Raw genomic sequence first — 17,700 nt, forward strand, 5'->3', positions numbered from 1 at the left:
GGTTACTAATCACCCAGGCCCGAAAGCCGCAACGCATTCTTGGGTTCCGCATCCGCGGGCGCGTCCACGTCCAATGGGCCTTGGTGATTACACTGACAGCGGCGCGGGGCTGTCGCTCCCCTGCCCGCCCCGCAGGCTGCGAGGAGAGGCCGCTGGTCAACGGCGCCTGCCCGTCCCACCTTTGAGGGCATGAGCCCGCCAAGGGGCATGAGCCCGTTCGAGGACGAGCAGGAGATGTCGCCTGCCCTGCTGGAGGGAGTCCGGTCGGCCGCGCTGCCGCTGAGTGGCAGGCCCGCGGACCTGGACCCGCTCATCGAGGGCATCGGCGACGCGCGCTTCGTGCTCCTGGGCGAGGCCACCCACGGCACCCACGAGTTCTACCAGGTCCGCGCCGCCCTCACCCGCCGCCTCGTCTCCGAGCATGGCTTCACCGCCGTGGCCGTGGAGGCGGACTGGCCGGATGCCCTGCGCGTCAACGCCTTCGTCCACGGCGAGGGCAACGACAGGGACGCCTCCAGCGCCCTGGGCAACTTCCAGCGCTTCCCGAAGTGGATGTGGCGCAACCGCGAGGTGCAGGAGCTGGTCACCTGGCTGCGCGCCCACAACGCCAGCGTGGGCCCCGAGCTCCGCGCCGGCTTCTACGGGCTGGACCTCTACAGCCTCCATGCGTCCATGCGCGCGGTGGTGGCCTACCTGGAGACGGTGGACCCCGTGGCCGCCCAGCGGGCTCGCGAGCGCTATGCGTGCTTCGACCGCTTCGGCCACGAGCCGCAGAGCTACGGCGCGGCCACCGCCTACGGCCACGCGGACACCTGCGAAGACGCGGTCCGGGCCCAGCTCCTGGAATTGCAGCGGCGCGCGCCCCTCAACGCACGGGACGAGGACCCACGCTACTTCGCCGAGCAGAACGCCCGGCTCGCCGCCAACGCGGAGGGCTACTACCGGGGCATGTACGCCGGCCGCCACGAGGGCTGGAACCTGCGCGACACGCACATGGCGGACACGGCGGACGCACTCCTCGCACACCTGTCCCGCAAGGGCCGCCACGCGCGCATGGTCATCTGGGCCCACAACTCACACCTGGGCGACGCCCGCGCTACGCAGATGGGCGACCAGGGCGAGCTGAACCTGGGCCAGTTGCTGCGCGAGCGGCACGGCGACGCCACGTACAACGTGGGCTTCACCACGTACACCGGCGTGGTCATCGCCGCGCACGAGTGGGACGAACCGGGCCTGCGGCGGCGGATTCAGCCCGCCATGGCCGGCAGCTACGAGGCCCTCTTCCACGAGGTGGGAATGCCCTCGTTCCTCCTGCGCATGGAGGATTTGGGCGAGGCCGCCAGCGGCCTGCGAGAGCGCCGGCTGGAGCGCGCCATCGGCGTCGTCTACGCCCCGCGCACCGAGCGCTGGAGCCACTACTTCCACGCGGACCTGCCCGCCCAGTTCGACGCGGTGCTGCACTATGACGAGACGCGCCCCCTCCGGCCGCTCGATGCCGACTCCGGCCACGAGGAGGAGGACGCGCCAGACACCTACCCGTTCGGTTTGTGAGGAGCGGGGTGGGGGCCACGACCCGGGTCCGAACCCAGGGGCCGTGGCAACCCCACTCCCTTCCTCTCCCGAGCGGGCTACTTCTTCGGAGCGGGCGCGGGCGCCGGAGCCGGCTTCGCCTTCGCGGCCGCTTGCGACTTCTCGTATTCGGCGATGCGCTTCGTCACGTCGCTCATCAAGTCGTTGGGGACGGGCACGGAGAGGTTGTACTGGGCAATCTTCCAGGCGTTGCCCTCCTTCACCAGCACGCCGCTGCCCCGGCTGGGGCCCAGGTTGGGCGTGTCCAGCGTCTCGTCGAACCAGGCGAGCGCGCCGTCCTTCGAGAGGGAGATGTGGCGCGTCACCGGCTTGAAGCTCCACGCCTTGCCCTTGGAGAAGTAGGGCTTCGCCCAGGCGCGGAACTCGTCGCGAGTCCAGCGCTCGGTGGCGTCGGTGCCCATGAAGACGCCATCGGCGGTGAAGTGGCCGAAGTAGCGCGGCTCGTCCGCGGCGGCGGCGGCCTTGTGCCAGTCATCCAGCACCGCGGCGACGGCGGCCTTCGGGTCCGTGGCGGTTCCACCCACTGGGGCGGCGGCGAGCGCGAGGAGCAACAGGGAGACAGTCATCACGCGGAGAGACCTCGTCAGAAAGAAGGTTCGCGGTATGAAGCGGCACGGCCCGCCCCAGGTCAAGGTGCTCGGGAGCGGAGAGAAAGGTGACGCACATGGTCCTCGAGAGCTTCCAGGTGGGTGAGGGCGACGTGCCCACGGTGTTGCTCCACGGCTTCCTCGGGACGGGGCGGAACCTGCGCTCGCTGGCGGCGGCGTGTAGCGCGGCGGACCCTCGCCGCCGCTTCCTGCTGCCGGACCTCACCGGCCATGGCGCTTCCCTCGGCATGCCCCCGAACGCGGACCTGTTCACCCTGGCCCGCGACGTGGTGGAGACCGCGCGCGCCCAGGGCATCTCCGGCGCGTTCGACTGGGTGGGCCACTCGCTGGGCGGGCGCGTGTCGCTGGCCGCCAGCCTCCATGTGCCCGAGGCCGTCCGCGGCGTCACCCTGCTGGACATCACTCCCGGCCCCGTCCCGGGCGACTTGTCCGAGAGCGGCAAGGTGCTGGGCGTGCTCCTCCAGGCGCCCGCGCGCGCGGACAACCGCCGGGCGATGCGGGCAGAGTTGACGGGGCGCGGACTGTCCGAGCCGCTGGCGGACTGGCTGCTGATGAACCTGCTCACCCAGCCGGACGGCGTGAGCTGGCGCTTCGACCGGCAGGCGCTCGCGGGGCTGCACTCGCGCGTCAACGGCACGGACCTGTGGGAAGCAGTGGAGCGGAAGGGCCGCCCGCCCATGCGCTGCATTCGCGGCGGGCGCGCGAAGTACGTGTCGGACGCGGACGCGGAGCGCATGGTCGCCGCCGGCTGCCCCGTGGCCACGCTCCCCGAATCAGGGCACTTCGTCCATGTGGACGCGCCCCAGGCCCTGCTGGAGTGGCTGCTGCAGGGCGCATGAAGCCCGGGCACCTCGCCCCGGCTTCGGCGATGTGGACGCACCCCAGGCCCTGCTGAAGTGGCTGAGGCAGGGCGCGTGACGCCAGGGCACCTCGCTCCCTGTGACGAGGGGCCGTCCTGTCAGATGCGCACGCCGAACAGGAGGCCGGGCCACACCTGCGTCGCGTCCGGCCCGCGCCCCAGGTTCCACTGCGGCAGCAGACTGGGGTCCAGCTCTTCCCCCTCATCGGACGGCTCGTAGAGGTTGAGCGAGACGCCCGCGAAGACGGCGAAGCGCCGCTTCAGCTCCCAGCCCACCATGGCCCGCAGCCGACTCAGCGAGCCGGCACCGTCCCCGCCGATGAACTGCGTGGAGAGGTCCACGTCCAGGTAGTACCGCTCCGCCTCGGCCAGCGGGAAGTGCACGCCCAGGCCCATCAGGGTGAGGGTGCGCACGGAGCGGTTCTCGATGCGCACGCCCTCGGTGACCAGCACGTAGACGGTGCGGCTGCCGTACTTGATGCTCACCGCCAGCGGGAGGGCGTCATCGGACGTCGCCTCGAAGGCCAGCCGCCCCTTGCGGACGATGCTCAGGATGCCGATGGGCACCGACACGTCGTCCGCGATGTTGATGAGCCCCAATTGCACGCCCCGCACGTCCGCCGCCACGTTGATGAGGCCCACCTGCGCGCCGGAGACGTCCCCGGAGATGTTGATGAGCCCCACCTGCGCCCCGGCGAGCCGCTCGGCCAGGTTGATGCCCGCGGCGGCCTGGAAGCCTCGCAGCTTCGCCGCCGCGCGGTTGGCCGTGGTGCTGAGCTGGAAGCCGGTGTAGTCGCCCTCCGCGCTGTTGAAGCCGGCGGACATCTGGCCGCCCGTCCCGCCCGCGAAGGCGAGGTTGCCGCCAATCGCCAGCTGCAAGCCCGCCACCTCGCCGCCCGCGACGTTGGCGACGCCCGACACCTGCACGCCCTCCATCGTCCCGTCCACCCACCCCACCCCGCCAGCCGCGCCCAGGCCCTTCAGCTGCGTCGAGCGCACCGCCAGCGCGCCCAGGGCCAGGTGGTTGATGCCGCTGCCACCCCACAGCGTGCTGGTGGCCAGCGGCGGCACCAGCGACACGTTGAAGGGCACCGTGGGTACGTCCACCCCGGGGGCCTCGGGGAGCCCGGCCACGACAGGCTCGCCACCGCGCGCCGCCGTGCGCGTGAGCGACACCGGGACGAAGTGCTCCGAGCGCAGCTCCGCGCCGCCCTTGGAGGACACCGACAGCTCGGCCTCGAAGCGCTGCGTGGGGCGCTCCAGGATGAAGGTGTAGCGGCCCGCCGCCAGCCCCAGCGCGAGCCGCCGGCCTCCGGGCTTCTGCAGCTCCGCGACGAGCTGGTTGCCCCAGTCGCGCACGAAGAGGCGGCCCTGCACGTCCTCCGCCACCGCGAGCCGCACGCTGGAGCCGCGCAGGTCCGTCATCACCAGGTCGCCGCTGCCCGCGAGCTGGATGTCGTAGGCCGCGTGCTGCGGTCCACCCTGCGAGCGCTCGGTGCGCGCCAGCGTCTCGTGGAAGGCGAACTGGTAGGCCTCGTGCAGCGTCACCCGCCCATCGCCGCTGGCGTCCGCCGCGCCGCGCAGGCCGGTGACGAGGAAGTGGGTGAAGAAGGAGGCGCCGATGCTGTCGGACTCCTGCGCCACCTCGTCCGCGGAGCTGGAGGCGAGGTAGGCGTGGCCCCGTACCTGCGACGACTCGTCCGTGAGGAAGGCGGGCCGGCGCACTCCGCCCTTGTACCGGGTGAGCGCGCCGGAGCCGCACGAGTCGAGGATGGCGATGCGCACGTCCGCCGGCACCGCGCCCAGCGCGCGCCGCAAGTCTTCGTAGGAGAAGCGCTCGCCGCGCGGCAGCAGGCCGTCCCCGTCCGAGTGGCCCGAGTAGTACAGCACCAGCTCACGCCGCACTCCCGGCGCACCGGCTTCTCCCATCAGCGCCTTCATCCGCTCCAGCGCGCCCAGCAAGGCGGCGCGGTCCGACTCCAGCAGCAGCACCCGGTCCGCCACCGCCACGCCGCCGAGCTCCTCCAGCACTCGGGACATGGCCAGCGCGTCCGAGCCCGCGTAGCGCAGCCGCTCGCGGCCCGGGCCGCCCTCGCTGGAGCCGACGACGAGCGCGAAGCGGCGCAGCGTGGCCCCGGGCTCCTCGGTGGGCGTTGTGGTGGGAGCGCCGCTGCGCGGTCCTACCTCCGGCCCTCCGCTGGGGGACGCTACGACCGGGGCGCCGGGAAGCGTGGCCCCGGGCTCCTCGGTGGGCGGAATAGCGAGGGCAGCCGGCGCGAAGCCGAGCCCCAGCCACGCCGTGGCCAGCAGGCCGGCCACCCATCCCCACCCACGCGATGTGGTGCGTCTCATCATCCGCATCCCGCTCCGTGCCAACCCCGGCCCGGCGTCACGTGAGCGCCGGTGGCATACCGCGTCTGGCCGCCCCCTGGCGAGTCGCGCTCAGGGACTCCAGCGCGCCCGACGCATCACCCACGAGCTGCCGCCCCGCCCGTCCCGCACCACGGCCCAGAACGTCACCTCCTGCGCCGTCGCGCCCTCGGGCGGCTCCCACTCCGTGCGGTGCCTGCCCTGCTGGCCACCGAAGTCCGCGCCGCCTGTCTCCTGCGGGGCGAACTCGCCCAGCGTGGTGTGCCAGGAAATCTCCCACGCCTCCTTCAGCGTGACGGTGTTCAGCCGCAGGCCCGGCACCACGTACGTCTCCTCCAGCGCCGACACGTCCTCGGACGTCACCACGAAGGGGCCGGGGCCGCTCAGCTCCGGCAGCGCTCCGTCCTCCCACGGTGCGTCGTCCACCCGCAGGCCCGGAAGCACCGGCTGCTCGTTGGCCTTCATGCCCTCCACCACCGGGCACCAGAAGACCATCAGCTTCTGCGCGTACACCTCCTCGTCCCCCGCCACCGCGTGGAGCACGAGCGGCATGCGGATGCCTCCCAGCCCCTTGTAGGGGTCCTCCTCCTGCACGCGCTCCAGCAGGAGCTTGTCCTCCCCCACCGTGGCCGCGCCGGGGCGGATGGGGAACGACAGCTCCCCCGCGACGGTGGTGCCCTCCGCGAGCAGCACGCGGTTGGCCTCGTCCGAGCACCTGTGGTCATCCGTGTCCGCGCACGCCCACAGCGTGTAGCGGATGGGACGCCCTTCACCGGCGGGGTCCACCAGCAGCGCGCGGTACGTCACCTCCGCCGCGAGCGAGTCCAGGGCCTCCGGGGTGCGCTCGCACGTGGCGGCCATCAGCTCCGGCTGCTCCGTGGCGACGCCGAGCACACGGAAGTCGTGCACGCGCGAGGGCTGGTCTTCGGGGTCGACGCAGGCGATGGCACCCAGCGCCACCAGCAACAGGCCGCCGTAGTTGAACAGGGCCTTCATGTCAGAAGCTTCCTTTCACGCCCACCACGGGAAGGATGGGGATGCCGGGCACCTCGTACTCCTGGCGCTGCCGGTAGTCGTTGAAGACGAACTCGACGTTCTCCTGGTTGTAGAGGTTCTGCACGTCGAGGTAGGCGCCCAGCGTCCAGCTCTGGAACTGCCAGCTCTTGTCCAGGCGCATGTCGAGCTGGTGGAAGCCCGCCGTGCGGGCCGAGGCGTACGGGCCATACGTACCGTCGAAGCGGTTGCGGTCCGACTGGTACAGGTCATACGTGTGGTTGAGCGGCGTCGTCGGACGGCCGGTGGTGTAGCGGAAGCGTCCGCCCAGCTCCCAGCCGTTGCCCAGCACGTAGCTGCTCACCAGCGTGAGGATGTGCGTCTGGTCGAAGGGGCTGAGGCCGTACGTGGAGTCAGTCTCATTACCGAAGTCCCCGCCGAAGCCGCCGCCACCATCAGGCTTCGGCCCCGCGCGCCCGTCCAGCGAGCGGCTGAAGGTGTACGACACCCAGCCGGACCACTTGTCCGTCGCGGACGTGCGGTCCTTCTTCGCCATCAGCTCCACACCCCAGGCGCGGCCGATGCCGTCATTGGAGTAGGGCAGCTGGACGACACCCCCGCTGTCACGCGTGACGAGCTGCCCGGGCGCCACGATGTTCTTGAAGCGGCGATTGAAGAAGCCCGTCAAGTCCACGTTGAACGCGTCGGTGAAGCGGTGCTCCACGCCGAGGCTGCTCTGGAAGGCGCGCTGGTAGACGACTTCCGGGTTGCCGTACGGCAGGCTGATGAAGCGAAACGTCTCCGGCGGCTGGCTGTAGAGGCCGAGCGAGCCCTTCAGGCTGGTGCGCTCGGTGGCCCCGAAGCGCACCCACAGGCGCGGGTCCAACGCCAGGTTCCGGGCCCCGCCGCTCGCCACCTGGAGGTTGCCGCGCACGCCCGGGGTGAAGGTGAACTTCCCCACCTTCACGTCCGCCTCCAGGAAGAGCGCGCCGTCGAAGGCATCGACGGACAGCTGCTCCACCAGCAGCTCCCCCACGGACTCGGCGCCCGGGAAGGCCACGTACTCGAAGTCCTCCGGGGCGGGGAACTTCACGTCGTAGGACTGGTACTCGTACATGAGGTCCAGGCCGGTGCGCACGGTGAGCTCGGAGGACAGCTCCATGCCCAGCACCTCGCGCGCGCCCACCGTGTAGGCCGTGCCGTCCTGACTGGCGGTGCCGAACTTGAAGCTGCTGCCGTCGTAGCCCACGTACGGCGTGAAGACGGAGGTGAGCGCGCCCTTGCGGTACGTCCAGTCACCCTTGATGCGGTGGAAGAGCGTCTGCGTGTCCAGCGAGAGGTCCCGCTCCGTCTCCGGGCCCGAGGACACCACGCGGAGCTGGTCGTCGCTGCCGAAGGCCATGACGTAGCCGGTGCTGCGCGCGCCGCCCGCCAGGGCCTGGGCCTCCGCCTCGGAGTTGGCGCCGCGCTTCGCGCCGAAGTCCACGCGCACCTGGTAGTCCCAGTAGCGCGGCACCACGGACAGCGTGCTGCCCTCGCTCTTCGGGAGGAAGACGGGCAGCAGCGTGTCGATGTACGAGCGCCGCGCGGCGGCGGCCACGCTGATGCCGTCCGACACCGGCGTCTCCAGGAAGAAGCCCGCATCCAGCACGTCCACCTTCACCGAGCCGTGGAACGTGTCGGCGGCGCCCTTGCGCGTGCCGACCTCCACGATTCCGCCCACCGCGCGGCCGTACTGGCTGCCGTAGCCGCCCGGGTAGAAGTCGAGCTGGTCGATGAACTCGGCGTTCACCACCGAGGGGCCGCCGAGCAGGTGGAAGAGGATGGGGATGCTGACCCCGTCCATCATCGTCGCCGTCTGGCCGGGGTTGGAGCCGCGCACCAGCAGCTCGCCGGAGATGAAGGGCGCGCGCGCCACACCCGGCAGCGCCTGGATGACGCGGATGGGGTCTCCGAAGGTGCCCGGCGTCTTCTGCGCCTCCTCGCGCGTAATCGTCCGGCGCACGACTTCCTTCTTCGGCCGCTCGGAGCGCACCACCGTCTCCAGCGCGCCACCCGCCGGGGCGAGGAAGAAGTTCACCTCCGTCGTCTCGTTCTCCTTGAGCTGCTCCTTCGTCTGGTAGAGCTGGTAGCCGGACGCCACCACGCGCACCGCGCACTCGCCCGGCGGCACCTCGAGGGTGAAGCGGCCGTCCGCGTCGGAGGTGGCCTCGGGCGCCTCCGGGTCGTCACCACAGCGCACCGTGGCGCCCGCCACGCGCGAGCGGCTGCCTCGCGAAATCAGCTGGCCGGTGAGCGTGGCCTTCGGCGCCTCCTGCTCGACCTGCTCCTGTCCGGGGCCCTCTTCCGGGGCGGTGAGGGTGAAGTGGTAGACGTACTCCACCTGCACCGGCGCGGGCACGCCGTCCACCTCCGCGGGGGAGAAGCGGAACTGGCGCACCGCGGCCTGCGCGGCCTCGTCGAAGCCGTTGCCCACCAGCTCCGTGGGCTGCACGTCCGACACGGTGCCGTCCTCGGCGATGGTGATGATGAGGCGCACGGAGGCGGTGAGGCCCTGGGTGAGCGCGTCGGGTGGGTACTGGGCATTCACCTGCTGCACCAGCTCGGGAGGCTTCGTAATAGTGGGCTGGGCCGGCGCGGGCGGAGCGCCCTCGGTCTGCGACGGCGCAGCGGCCTCCGCGGGAGGCGCGCCGGCCTGTGGTGCCTGGGCGAGCGCCGGGGTCGCCAGCAGGAGCGAGGCCGCGGCGAGCGCGCTTCGGGCTTTCAGGTTCGGGGACATGGCGTGGACGAGCATACGGGGTGATGGGGGTTCCCGCTCCCACTGAGGGAGGGGCGGAACGAAGGCCTGTGGAGAAGTCCGGCGCCTTGGGGCTGAGGAGGGGATATCACCAGCCAGGTCCGGCCTCCCCTCGCTCCGCCCCTCTCCCAGCGGGAGAGGGAGCGTCAATCGAGGAGGAACGTGTAGGAGTACTTCATCTCCGTGGAGACGGCTTCGCCGCCTTTGAAGGCGGGCTTGAAGCGGAAGCGGCGGATGGCGTCGCGCGCCGCCTCGTTGAGGCCGTAGCCCGGCCCGTTGAGAATCTTCGCGGCCACCACCCTGCCCTCGTTGTCGATGGTGATGGACAGCGTCACCGTGCCCTCGACTCCGGCGCGGCGGGCCTCGTCCGGGTAGGGAATCTTCACCTCGGCGGCCACGGTGGGCTCCGAGTCCACCTGGTAGATGGGCGTGTACTTCGGCGCGCTGTACGCCTTCACCTCCTGCGGCGCCTTCGCCTTGTCGGCGGTGCGGCCGTAGAGGGTGTTGCCCACGGGCGCCGCGAAGCTGCCCGCGCTCGTGGTGGAGGACATCGTCATGCCCACCACCAGCGGCGTGGGCTTCGCGGCCGGCGGGGGCGTCTCATTCGGAGGAGGCGGCGCGTCCAGCGGAGGCGGCGGCAGCGGCCTGGGCGCCTCGGCGACCTTTATCGGCGGGGGCTTCACGCGCACCTTCGGCGGCGGAGGCGGCTCGGGCTTCGGCTCCTCCTTCACCACGGGGGGCGGGGGCGGCTTCTGGACCTCCACCATCACCAGCTCCACCGGGCGCTGCACCTTGGAACGCTCCGTGGGCCGCGTGTGCAGCACCACCAGCGCCAGGCCGTGCAGCGCGAGCGAGCCGACCACGAAGCCCACCAGCAGCCCGTTGCCCCCGCGCCTCGGGGCGACCCACGCCCTGTCATCGAGCACCAGCTCACTCATGGCTTTGCGTCAGCCCCGCGGCGCGGTGGGCGCGACGTCCTTTTCGATGTTGAGCGCGAACTTCGCGATGCCCTGCCCCTTCACCACGTCGATGAGCCGCATGACGCGGCCATAGGGAATCGACTGGTCGGCGCTGATGATGGCGCGGGTGTCCTTGTCCTTGGCCACCTGCTCCGCCACCTTCGCGGACAGGTCGGCCTCGCTCACCTCGGTACCGTCGAAGAAGAGCTTGCCGTCCTTGTCCAGCACCACGTTGACCAGCCCCTGCACCGTCTCCCCACCATTGGCGGCGCGCGGCAGGTCCACCTCCACCGTCTCGCGGACGATGAAGTTCGCCGTCACCATGAAGATGATGAGCAGCACCAGCACGATGTCCACCAGCGGCGTGACGTTGATGCCGGTGATTTCCTCTTCGTTGTCCTGCTGGGCGCCGGCCATGACTAGCGGACCTCCGCGCGCAGGCTGCCCACCAGCGCATGGCCCAGCGCATTGGCGCGGCTGGTGAGCGTCTTGAGCTGGCGGTTGAAGATGTTGAAGGCGACCACCGCCGGAATGGCGACGGCGAGCCCCACCGCCGTGGCGACGAGCGCCTCGGAGATGCCAGCCATGACGGTCTGCTGAATCGCCGCGCCCTTGGACCCCATGGAGCCCAGGTCATGGAACGCCTTGATGATGCCGAGCACCGTGCCGAACAGGCCGATGAACGGGGCGTTGTTGCCCAGCGTGCCAAGGAAGGAGAGGAAGCGCTCGTACTGGGGACGCTCACGGGCCATGGTGGAGGCAATCACCTGCTCCACGGAGTCGGCGCCCTGGCCGGAGGACGCGAGGCCCTCGCGGATGACGGCGGCCTCCATGCCCTTCTTTCCCTGGATGGCGACACGCACCGCCTCCAGCTCGCCACGCGCCAGGCGCAGCGCCAGCGTCTCGGAGTCCGGCAGCCGGTTGCGCGCGAAGTACACCGTGCGCTCCAGCATGATGGCGATGGAGAGCACAGAGAGGCACACCAGCACCCACAGCACCCACTCGGCGGAGGTGAGCGTCACGCCGAGCAGCTTGCTGCTGAGCCAGCCCAGACCCTCGGCGGGCGCCTGGGCAAAGACAACGATGGACGACATGGTTTTCCCCTCATGAACCGCGTTGGCGCGAAGGGAACACCGACCCCTATTTAATGTGTCACCCGAAAGTGCCCGGCCCTACTTCCGGCCCTTCGCCGCCTTTGTCTCGGCGGCCTGGATGAGGTCCAGGTGCTGCTTGTCCTCGGGGGTGAGACGTGCGTCCGTGTAGGCAGGGTCGGGCTGGTACCAGGACTCCTGGGAGAAGAAGTCCTGGAGGTCCTTCGCCTGGAAGACGCGGCCGTGGCGGGCATACACGGCGTTGCGCAGCAGGCGGAACTGGGGCGGAGACAGCAGCGCCAGCGCTTCCGCCGGCAGCTTCCCCTGGAGCGAGCGGATGGCGGCGGCCAGGACGAGGTTCTGCCCGTACGGACAGGACAGCCGCTTGCGCGCGTCCGCGGGCTTCACGCCCGACGGTGGCGGCCAGAGCTGGTCCAGCGTCACGTCCTCCAGGGCCAGCTCGGAGATGACGTTGTAGTGCTCGCAGTACGCGTAGAGCGCCCGGGTGAAGGCGGCGGCGTCCCCGTCCGTCGCCGACACCAGCGTGTCCCACAGCGGCGCGCGGCCCCCGGCCACCATGACGGGACGCACCTTCGCGCGCACCGCGGTGTCCGCGTAGGACTGGGAGCTGAGCAGCAGGTTGGTGGCGCCCCTGGACAGGGCCTTGTCCTTCGACGCGGCCACCAGCCCGTCCACGCCGAGGCGGAAGGACTCGGCCGTCTGCTCGCCCTGCTTCACATTCTTGTAGGAGAGCCCGCGCACGCAGCTGAGCGCGTCTTCCTTGCTGGGGCGGCCCTCCTCGCACTGGGAGATGTCCTGGGACGTGGCCTTGCCGAGGAGCACCTTCGGGTAGAGGTCGACGTCACAGAGACAGCTGCTCGCCCGGGCCCCTGGGGCGGAGAGGACCACGACGAGCACGGTGAGACATCCGAGGCTACCGGCGGGCAATTTCATGTCTCGGGAACGATAGCCTACGCTCCGCGCGAGGAGACCGCCTCTTGTCCTTCCTGCTCTATCCCACCCGGGAGCGCACCGTCTTCCAGGACGGGGCTCCCCTACTCTGGCAGCTCGGGCCCTACGTGGCCGTGTTCCAGCGGCCCGAGTTGGGGACCACGGGCGCATTGCTCGCGCGGCGCGTGGAGGAGGACGGCGCCGAGCGTGGCGACGTGCTCATCCACCAGCTCCCCTCCGGCTCCGCGCTCAAGCAGGGCGGCGCGGAGGTGTTCCACGAGGAATGGCGGCGGGCCACGCGCCTGGACCACCCGAACATCCTCCGGACGCTGGACACGTGGCTCGGCACGCCTCCCGGCGCGGAGGACGGCTCGCCCCGGCCCCTCTTCTTCCAGCTCATCACCGAGTACGTCCCCGGCGAGACGCTCTCCACCGTGCTCGCCGCGCTGGAGGCGAAGGGCGCGCGCCTGCCCGTGCCGCTGGCGCTGTCCATCGTCGCGCAGGTCGCGCACGGGCTGCACGCCGCGCACGAGGCCACGGACGCGGAGGGGAAGCCGCTGGAGGTGCTGCACCGGGACGTGGCACCCGCGCACGTGCTGCTCGGGTATGACGGCGGGGTGAAGCTGTCCGGCTTCGGCATCGCCCGCACGGCCGTCCGGCTCATGGGTGGCCCCATCTTCAAGCACGTGGGCTCGCAGCCACCGGAGGCACAGCGCAAGGGCAGTGGCCTCGTGGACCGGCGCGCGGACGTGTACGGCCTGGGCGTGACGCTCTACGAGGCGCTCACTGGAGCGGACCCGTTCCGCCGCCCGCTGGACTACGACTCGCTGAAGGCGGCGATGGTGGGGGAAGCGCCGCCGCCGAGCCAGCACCGGCCCGAGCTGGGGCCCTCGGTGGACGCGGTGGTGATGCGCGCCATGGCGCCGAAGGCTGGAGACCGCTACGCCACCGCCGCGGAGCTTGCCAAGGAGTTGGAGGAGCTGCGCGCGACGCTGGCTCCGGGACACGGGCGCGAGGAGCTGGCCGCGTTCCTGCGCGAGCTGTTCGGAGAGGAGCGCATCCGCGCGCGGACGCGCATCCCCACCCTGGCGGAGCTGCGGGCCCGGGCCGAGGCCGCCGCCGCGCTGGAGGCCCTGCCCCCGGCGTCGGAGCAGACAGACGAAGTCGCGCCGCCTCCGCCGACAGGGCTGAAGCGCTTCGTGCCGCACTCGCGGCTGATGATTCTCTACGGAGGCTTCCTGCTGCTCATCGTCTCCGCCGTGCTGTCGCGCGTGGCAAAGACTCGCGAGTCCTTCGTGGAGGAGGTGACGGAGGTAGCTCGCACGGGAAGGGAGCGGGCCGTGACGTGCCTCGCGCGCGGAGTGGGTGAGCGGGTGCCGGTGCAGCTCACGCTGGATGGACAGGGCCATGCGGAGGCGAAGGTGGCGGGGCCGCTCGCGGGCACGGTGGCGGCGCGCTGCATCGAAGAGGCGATGGCGGGGCTCCCGTATCCTAGGAAACGGGGCCTGCCGGTGACGGTGGAAGTGGCGGCCGACGGGCCTTGAGCGCCCGGGCGCGGCGGCGGGCACTCGCTCCGCCGGCCCAAAGAGCGCCGCGTCGCGGCAGGCGCCCTTGAGGGAGCGCGCCGCCTCAGGCCATGCGCTCTTCCCCGACACCACTGCTGCGGAAGTAGTCGCTGAGCTTCGCGCCGGAGGCCGGGCCACGCGCCACGGTGGTGGTGGGCTTCGTGCCCGTCACCGCCTCGACCGCCTTCTTGAGGAGGAGGGGCAGGGCCGCGCCTACGATGAGGTACTGGCGCGCGGGCAGGTCCGTCTCCCCCGCGAACCAGGCCCAGACGGCCACGCCCGAGCCGACAATCATCAGGCCGGTAATCACCCAGTACGGCACGGAGCGGATGAGCTGCTTGTAGCGCGGCGTCGACAGGTGCTCGCGCAGCCCGTACCAGTGCAGCAACTCCTGAAGCGCGCTGCCCAGTGCTCCGATGAGGATGATTTGCAGGGTACCCATGACGCCCCTCCAGTGCGGGTTTCCAGGAGGCTGGAGTGGGGACCAGGAGGATGTGACGCGGGGACGGGCCTCCTGCCCGAGCCTCCTGCGGGAGAGCCTTCGGAGGAGCGAGGGACTCCCTGCCCGCTCAGGGACCGGGGGTGGTCTGCTTCTCCACCCGCGTGAGCAGGCCGGTGAGCCCCTCGAAGGTGGCGTTGCCCACCTGGTGCAGGCCGAAGCCCCACAGGAAGGCCGTCATCCCCGCGCCGAAGCCGCCCCACGTGGGCGAGAAGACGTTGAGCAACTGGAGGCCCAGCGCCACCGCCACGCCGGTGAGCAGCAGCAGCACGCCCAGCTCCACCATCCACATGTGGCGCGGTGATGGCAGCGGCATCGCCTCGAAGTCTCCCAGCGCGGACGTGCCGGCGGGCGCCTCGGGGAGGGTGGGAATGACGCCTCCCGTGGGAGCCCCCATATTCGTGGGGCGGGGCATACCGGCGACCTCGCCCCCGTCCGGCACCAGCGACTCATTGATGACGCCGAGCCCTGCGCGAGGGGGCTGCTGGTAGCGGGTGAAGTCGGCGCGCGCCTCGTCGTAGGCCACCGCGGCTTCGTGCGGCGAGGTCGCGGACAGGAACCCCATGGCCCCGCCCAGCGCGTCGTCGATGCCCTTCAGCGTGCTCCGGTGCGCCTCCGTCGTGGCGTCCTGCTGCGCCGTCTCCACGTCTCTTCGCAGCTCCGTGATGAGCTGGCGTACGTAGATGGCGTGGGCGCCCTGGTACAGGCGGAAGGCCTCATCCACGCTGGTATCGGCGCGAGTCCGTGCCTGGCGGAGCCGCTCCTTCACATCCGTCGTCAGCTCCAGCCACTCCTCGTCGGTGAAGCCACGCGGCGGCAGCGGCGCCGCCACGGCCGTGGACAGCTCCGCGCACAGGATGTCGAAGTAGGAGCGGCGGGCCAGCTCGAACTGCTGCCGCGCGACGCCCAGGTTCGCGCTCTTGAGCTTCCCTCGAACGCTCTGGAGCAGGGGCAGCAGCTCGTACGTGAGGCGCAGGCCCAGGGGGTCCTTGCCCCGCTGCTTCGACAGCGCGCGCGCCTGACCCTCGATGTCCAGCAACTGCGCCTCCAGGCCCGCCCGCGCGAGCCCTTCCACGTCCAGCTCCCGCACCGCCTTGAGCTGCGCGAGAAGCTGCTCCGCCGTCGCATCCTCGCTGCGCAGCGACGTCGCCACCGCGGAGAGCCGCTTGCTCGCTTCCGGAGGGTGCAGCTCCTCTGGCAGTGCCCGCAGCGTCCGCGAGGCGGCGCACCAGACCTCGTAGAGCCGCAGCCGGGGCTCCACCCCCGCCAGCTCCGCGTCCCCCACGCGGATGCCCCGCACCGGCTTGCGTATCTCCGACACGAGCGCGTCGAGCTGCCCGCGCAGCGCGAGGCCCACCTCCTGCAGCTTCGCGTCCTGTCCCGTCATGAGCGCCTGGAGCCGGCGGCTGAGCGCCAGCGCCCGCTGCAGCCGCTGCGCCCGGGGACGGATGTGCTGCGTGTACAGCCGCACCGAGTACGACGAGAGCGCCCCCAGCGCGATGAGCAGCGCCCCCCAGGTCCACGGCGAGCGCACCCAGATGGTGAAGGTCTGCTCCACCGGGACGCCAGCCGGCACGGCCACCCGCACGGTGCCGGTGTACTCACCCGGACCGTCCAGCCCGCGCAGCGTCAGCACCAGCGCGCCGCTGCCATGGGCCTCCACGGGAATGTCCTCCCGCAGCGTCCCCGCGTCCTGGCCGTCCGCCCCCTGTGGCGCACCCTCCAGCGCGAAGTGGGCACCCGTCAGGCGCGGCTGAATCAGGGCCGCGCCCAGGTCCGGCGTCTTGCGCTGGAGCTGGAGCAGTTGGGGCACCGCCATCCGTCCGGCCACGCCCGCCGTCTCCCGGAAGGGCAGCCGCACGGAGGCGTCCACCGGCCGCCAACCCCAGCCCGACGAGGCCACCGCCGGGGACGTGGCGACGAACTGCACCGTGGGCGCCGCCTGCACGCGCGTGACGACGAGCGACGCCGTCTCCCGCCCTCCCGCGTGGATGAGCACCACCTGCCCCGTGTAGTCCCCCACCGTCGGCAGCCGCCCGGACAGCTCGACGGACAGCGGCTGGCGCGCGGAGATGACCGCGGTGGTGCCTCCACCCGACTCCCCGCCCACCGTGGCGGCCAGCGGCACCTGCACGCCGTCCTGGGACTGGAGCGGGTCCACCAGCACCGTCACGCCGCCAGGGAGCAGCTCATCGACGCCGCCACCCGGCGACGCGGCGGAGGGCAGCAGGTCCACGCGCAGCACGTGCCGGAAGGTGTCCGACGTCGTGCGCAGCCGCACCTCGTTGCTGGCATTGGAGCCGGCCACGCGGAGCCGCGGCTGGGCCTGGACGGCCCCCCACGGCGCGAGGAGCAGCAGGGCCAGGGCCAGGTGCGCGAGACTCGCGCCGGAGCCGAGGACGACGGAGCGGGCGGAGACGGGTTCCATCCACCGACGATAGCAGGCACGCCCCACGGCTCCAGTTCGCGCCCGGGTGGCCAGTGCTCACTTCCAGCCCAGCACCTCGAGCAGCTCCGGGGACAGGTTGGCGCGAATGGTGTCGGTGGGGATGCCCTCGTTGTGGCCTGGCGCGGAAGGCATGCGCGGGCCGCCGCTGTGGTGGAGCGCGGCCAGCCGCAAGTCCCGGGTGAAGCACGGCGCCCCGGAAGAGCCCGGCCCCGTGCAGGCCCGGTACGTCACGCGCGTGCGGGACGGGTTGACGCCCAGGAACTCGTCCACCGCGACGCTCATGGGCTGGCCCTCGGGGTGCTGGACGATGAGCACCAGGCTGCCGGACGCGAAGGGCTCGCGCGTCCTGGGCAGCTCCAGCCAGCCCCGGGGCTCGCCGTCCACCAGGGCCTCGCCCGGCACCCCCTCCACCTGGAGGAAGGCGTAGTCCAGCTCGTCCGCCGTGGACTCGCGCGGCCTCGGGTGCATCAGGTCCGCGGGGCTGTAGCGACTGTGCGCCAGGCACTTCGTCACCCGGTACACCGTGCCCGCCTGGAGCAGCGTGCGGTTCGGCAGCACCTTGTGGTCGAAGCGCACCCGCAGCGACTCCAGCAGCTTGTTCTCGATGACGTGGAAGTTGGTGAGGACCACGTTGGGCGAGACGAGGAAGCCGGTGCCCAGCGCCGCGCCTACCTGGGGCTCCACGCGGCATACCTGCCGTTCGATGGAGGCCAGCCGCCGCCGCCACGCTTCCGGCGTGCCCGAGCGACCGGGACCGAAGATGCGCTCCAGGCTGACTCGGGCAATGCGCAGCGCCCGCTCCGGGGCCAAGGTGCGGGTCACCGCCCGCAACAGCTCGTCTCTGTCCGCGCCGTCGAACTCCATGGTGGTCACCCAGGACGAGAACACCCCCACGAGGCGGGCCGGCCTCGCGACTCTCACCAAAATCTGCCGCATCCCAGCAGTGAATTCACGGGGGGCTGCTGGGAC

At 71.5% G+C, this 17,700-nt stretch carries 14 protein-coding genes; 3 read left to right on the top strand and 11 right to left on the bottom strand.

All coding sequences use genetic code 11. The features are described 5' to 3' along the window. The first annotated feature begins 207 nt into the window (after window positions 1-207). The gene (locus G4D85_RS05845; RefSeq protein ID WP_164008677.1) at window positions 208-1,551 is read left to right on the top strand and encodes an erythromycin esterase family protein; all 1,344 of its coding nucleotides are present in this window, start codon (window positions 208-210) and stop codon (window positions 1,549-1,551) included. A gap of 77 nt (window positions 1,552-1,628) precedes the next feature. Here the strand turns inward: G4D85_RS05845 and G4D85_RS05850 are convergent, their stop codons facing one another. Beyond that, window positions 1,629-2,156: a nuclear transport factor 2 family protein gene (locus G4D85_RS05850; RefSeq protein WP_164009168.1), complete on the bottom strand. Its 528-nt coding sequence runs from the start codon at window positions 2,154-2,156 to the stop codon at window positions 1,629-1,631. A 98-nt stretch (window positions 2,157-2,254) separates the two neighbouring features. Here G4D85_RS05850 and G4D85_RS05855 point away from each other — a divergent pair, with 98 nt between their 5' ends. Next, entirely contained in the window at window positions 2,255-3,037 is a 783-nt protein-coding gene (locus G4D85_RS05855; RefSeq protein WP_164008679.1) for an alpha/beta fold hydrolase, read from the top strand. Between the two features lie 119 nt (window positions 3,038-3,156). On the opposite strand, the gene G4D85_RS05860 is transcribed toward G4D85_RS05855, so the two are convergent. The 7 genes from G4D85_RS05860 to G4D85_RS05890 form a co-directional block, all read right to left on the bottom strand. Beyond that, window positions 3,157-5,412, bottom strand: coding sequence for a caspase family protein (locus tag G4D85_RS05860; RefSeq protein ID WP_420821691.1), 2,256 nt, complete (start codon window positions 5,410-5,412; stop codon window positions 3,157-3,159). 87 nt (window positions 5,413-5,499) lie between these two features. Beyond that, window positions 5,500-6,423 carry a hypothetical protein gene (locus tag G4D85_RS05865; RefSeq protein ID WP_164008682.1) on the bottom strand — a complete coding sequence of 308 codons (924 nt, stop codon included), beginning with the start codon at window positions 6,421-6,423 and terminating at the stop codon, window positions 5,500-5,502. 1 nt (window position 6,424) lies between these two features. Continuing rightward, window positions 6,425-9,199, bottom strand: a complete 2,775-nt coding sequence (locus G4D85_RS05870; protein WP_240359090.1) for a TonB family protein — start codon at window positions 9,197-9,199, stop codon at window positions 6,425-6,427. Between the two features lie 164 nt (window positions 9,200-9,363). After that, on the bottom strand, window positions 9,364-10,155 hold the full coding sequence (locus G4D85_RS05875; protein ID WP_164008686.1) for an energy transducer TonB: 792 nt from the start codon (window positions 10,153-10,155) through the stop codon (window positions 9,364-9,366). Window positions 10,156-10,164: 9 nt separating this feature from the next. Continuing rightward, complete coding sequence (locus G4D85_RS05880; protein WP_164008688.1) at window positions 10,165-10,593, bottom strand: ExbD/TolR family protein; 429 nt, start codon at window positions 10,591-10,593, stop codon at window positions 10,165-10,167. Between the two features lie 2 nt (window positions 10,594-10,595). Then, entirely contained in the window at window positions 10,596-11,270 is a 675-nt protein-coding gene (locus G4D85_RS05885; RefSeq protein WP_164008690.1) for a MotA/TolQ/ExbB proton channel family protein, read from the bottom strand. 78 nt (window positions 11,271-11,348) lie between these two features. Then, window positions 11,349-12,185: a YARHG domain-containing protein gene (locus G4D85_RS05890; protein WP_205525426.1), complete on the bottom strand. Its 837-nt coding sequence runs from the start codon at window positions 12,183-12,185 to the stop codon at window positions 11,349-11,351. Window positions 12,186-12,265: 80 nt separating this feature from the next. Between G4D85_RS05890 and G4D85_RS05895 the strand changes: the two genes are divergently transcribed. After that, entirely contained in the window at window positions 12,266-13,762 is a 1,497-nt protein-coding gene (locus G4D85_RS05895; protein WP_164008694.1) for a serine/threonine-protein kinase, read from the top strand. Between the two features lie 85 nt (window positions 13,763-13,847). Here the strand turns inward: G4D85_RS05895 and G4D85_RS05900 are convergent, their stop codons facing one another. The 3 genes from G4D85_RS05900 to G4D85_RS05910 all read right to left on the bottom strand — a co-directional run bounded on the left by G4D85_RS05900 (window position 13,848) and on the right by G4D85_RS05910 (window position 17,652). Next, window positions 13,848-14,225 (bottom strand): hypothetical protein, encoded by a 378-nt coding sequence (locus G4D85_RS05900; protein ID WP_164008696.1) that lies wholly within the window; start codon window positions 14,223-14,225, stop codon window positions 13,848-13,850. Between the two features lie 127 nt (window positions 14,226-14,352). After that, window positions 14,353-16,710, bottom strand: a complete 2,358-nt coding sequence (locus tag G4D85_RS05905) for a hypothetical protein (RefSeq protein ID WP_164008698.1) — start codon at window positions 16,708-16,710, stop codon at window positions 14,353-14,355. A 57-nt stretch (window positions 16,711-16,767) separates the two neighbouring features. Then, on the bottom strand, window positions 16,768-17,652 hold the full coding sequence (locus tag G4D85_RS05910) for a trypsin-like serine peptidase (protein WP_240359091.1): 885 nt from the start codon (window positions 17,650-17,652) through the stop codon (window positions 16,768-16,770). Window positions 17,653-17,700 lie beyond the last annotated feature (48 nt).

The organism is Pyxidicoccus trucidator (assembly GCF_010894435.1).
Classification (GTDB): Bacteria; Myxococcota; Myxococcia; order Myxococcales; family Myxococcaceae; genus Myxococcus; species Myxococcus trucidator.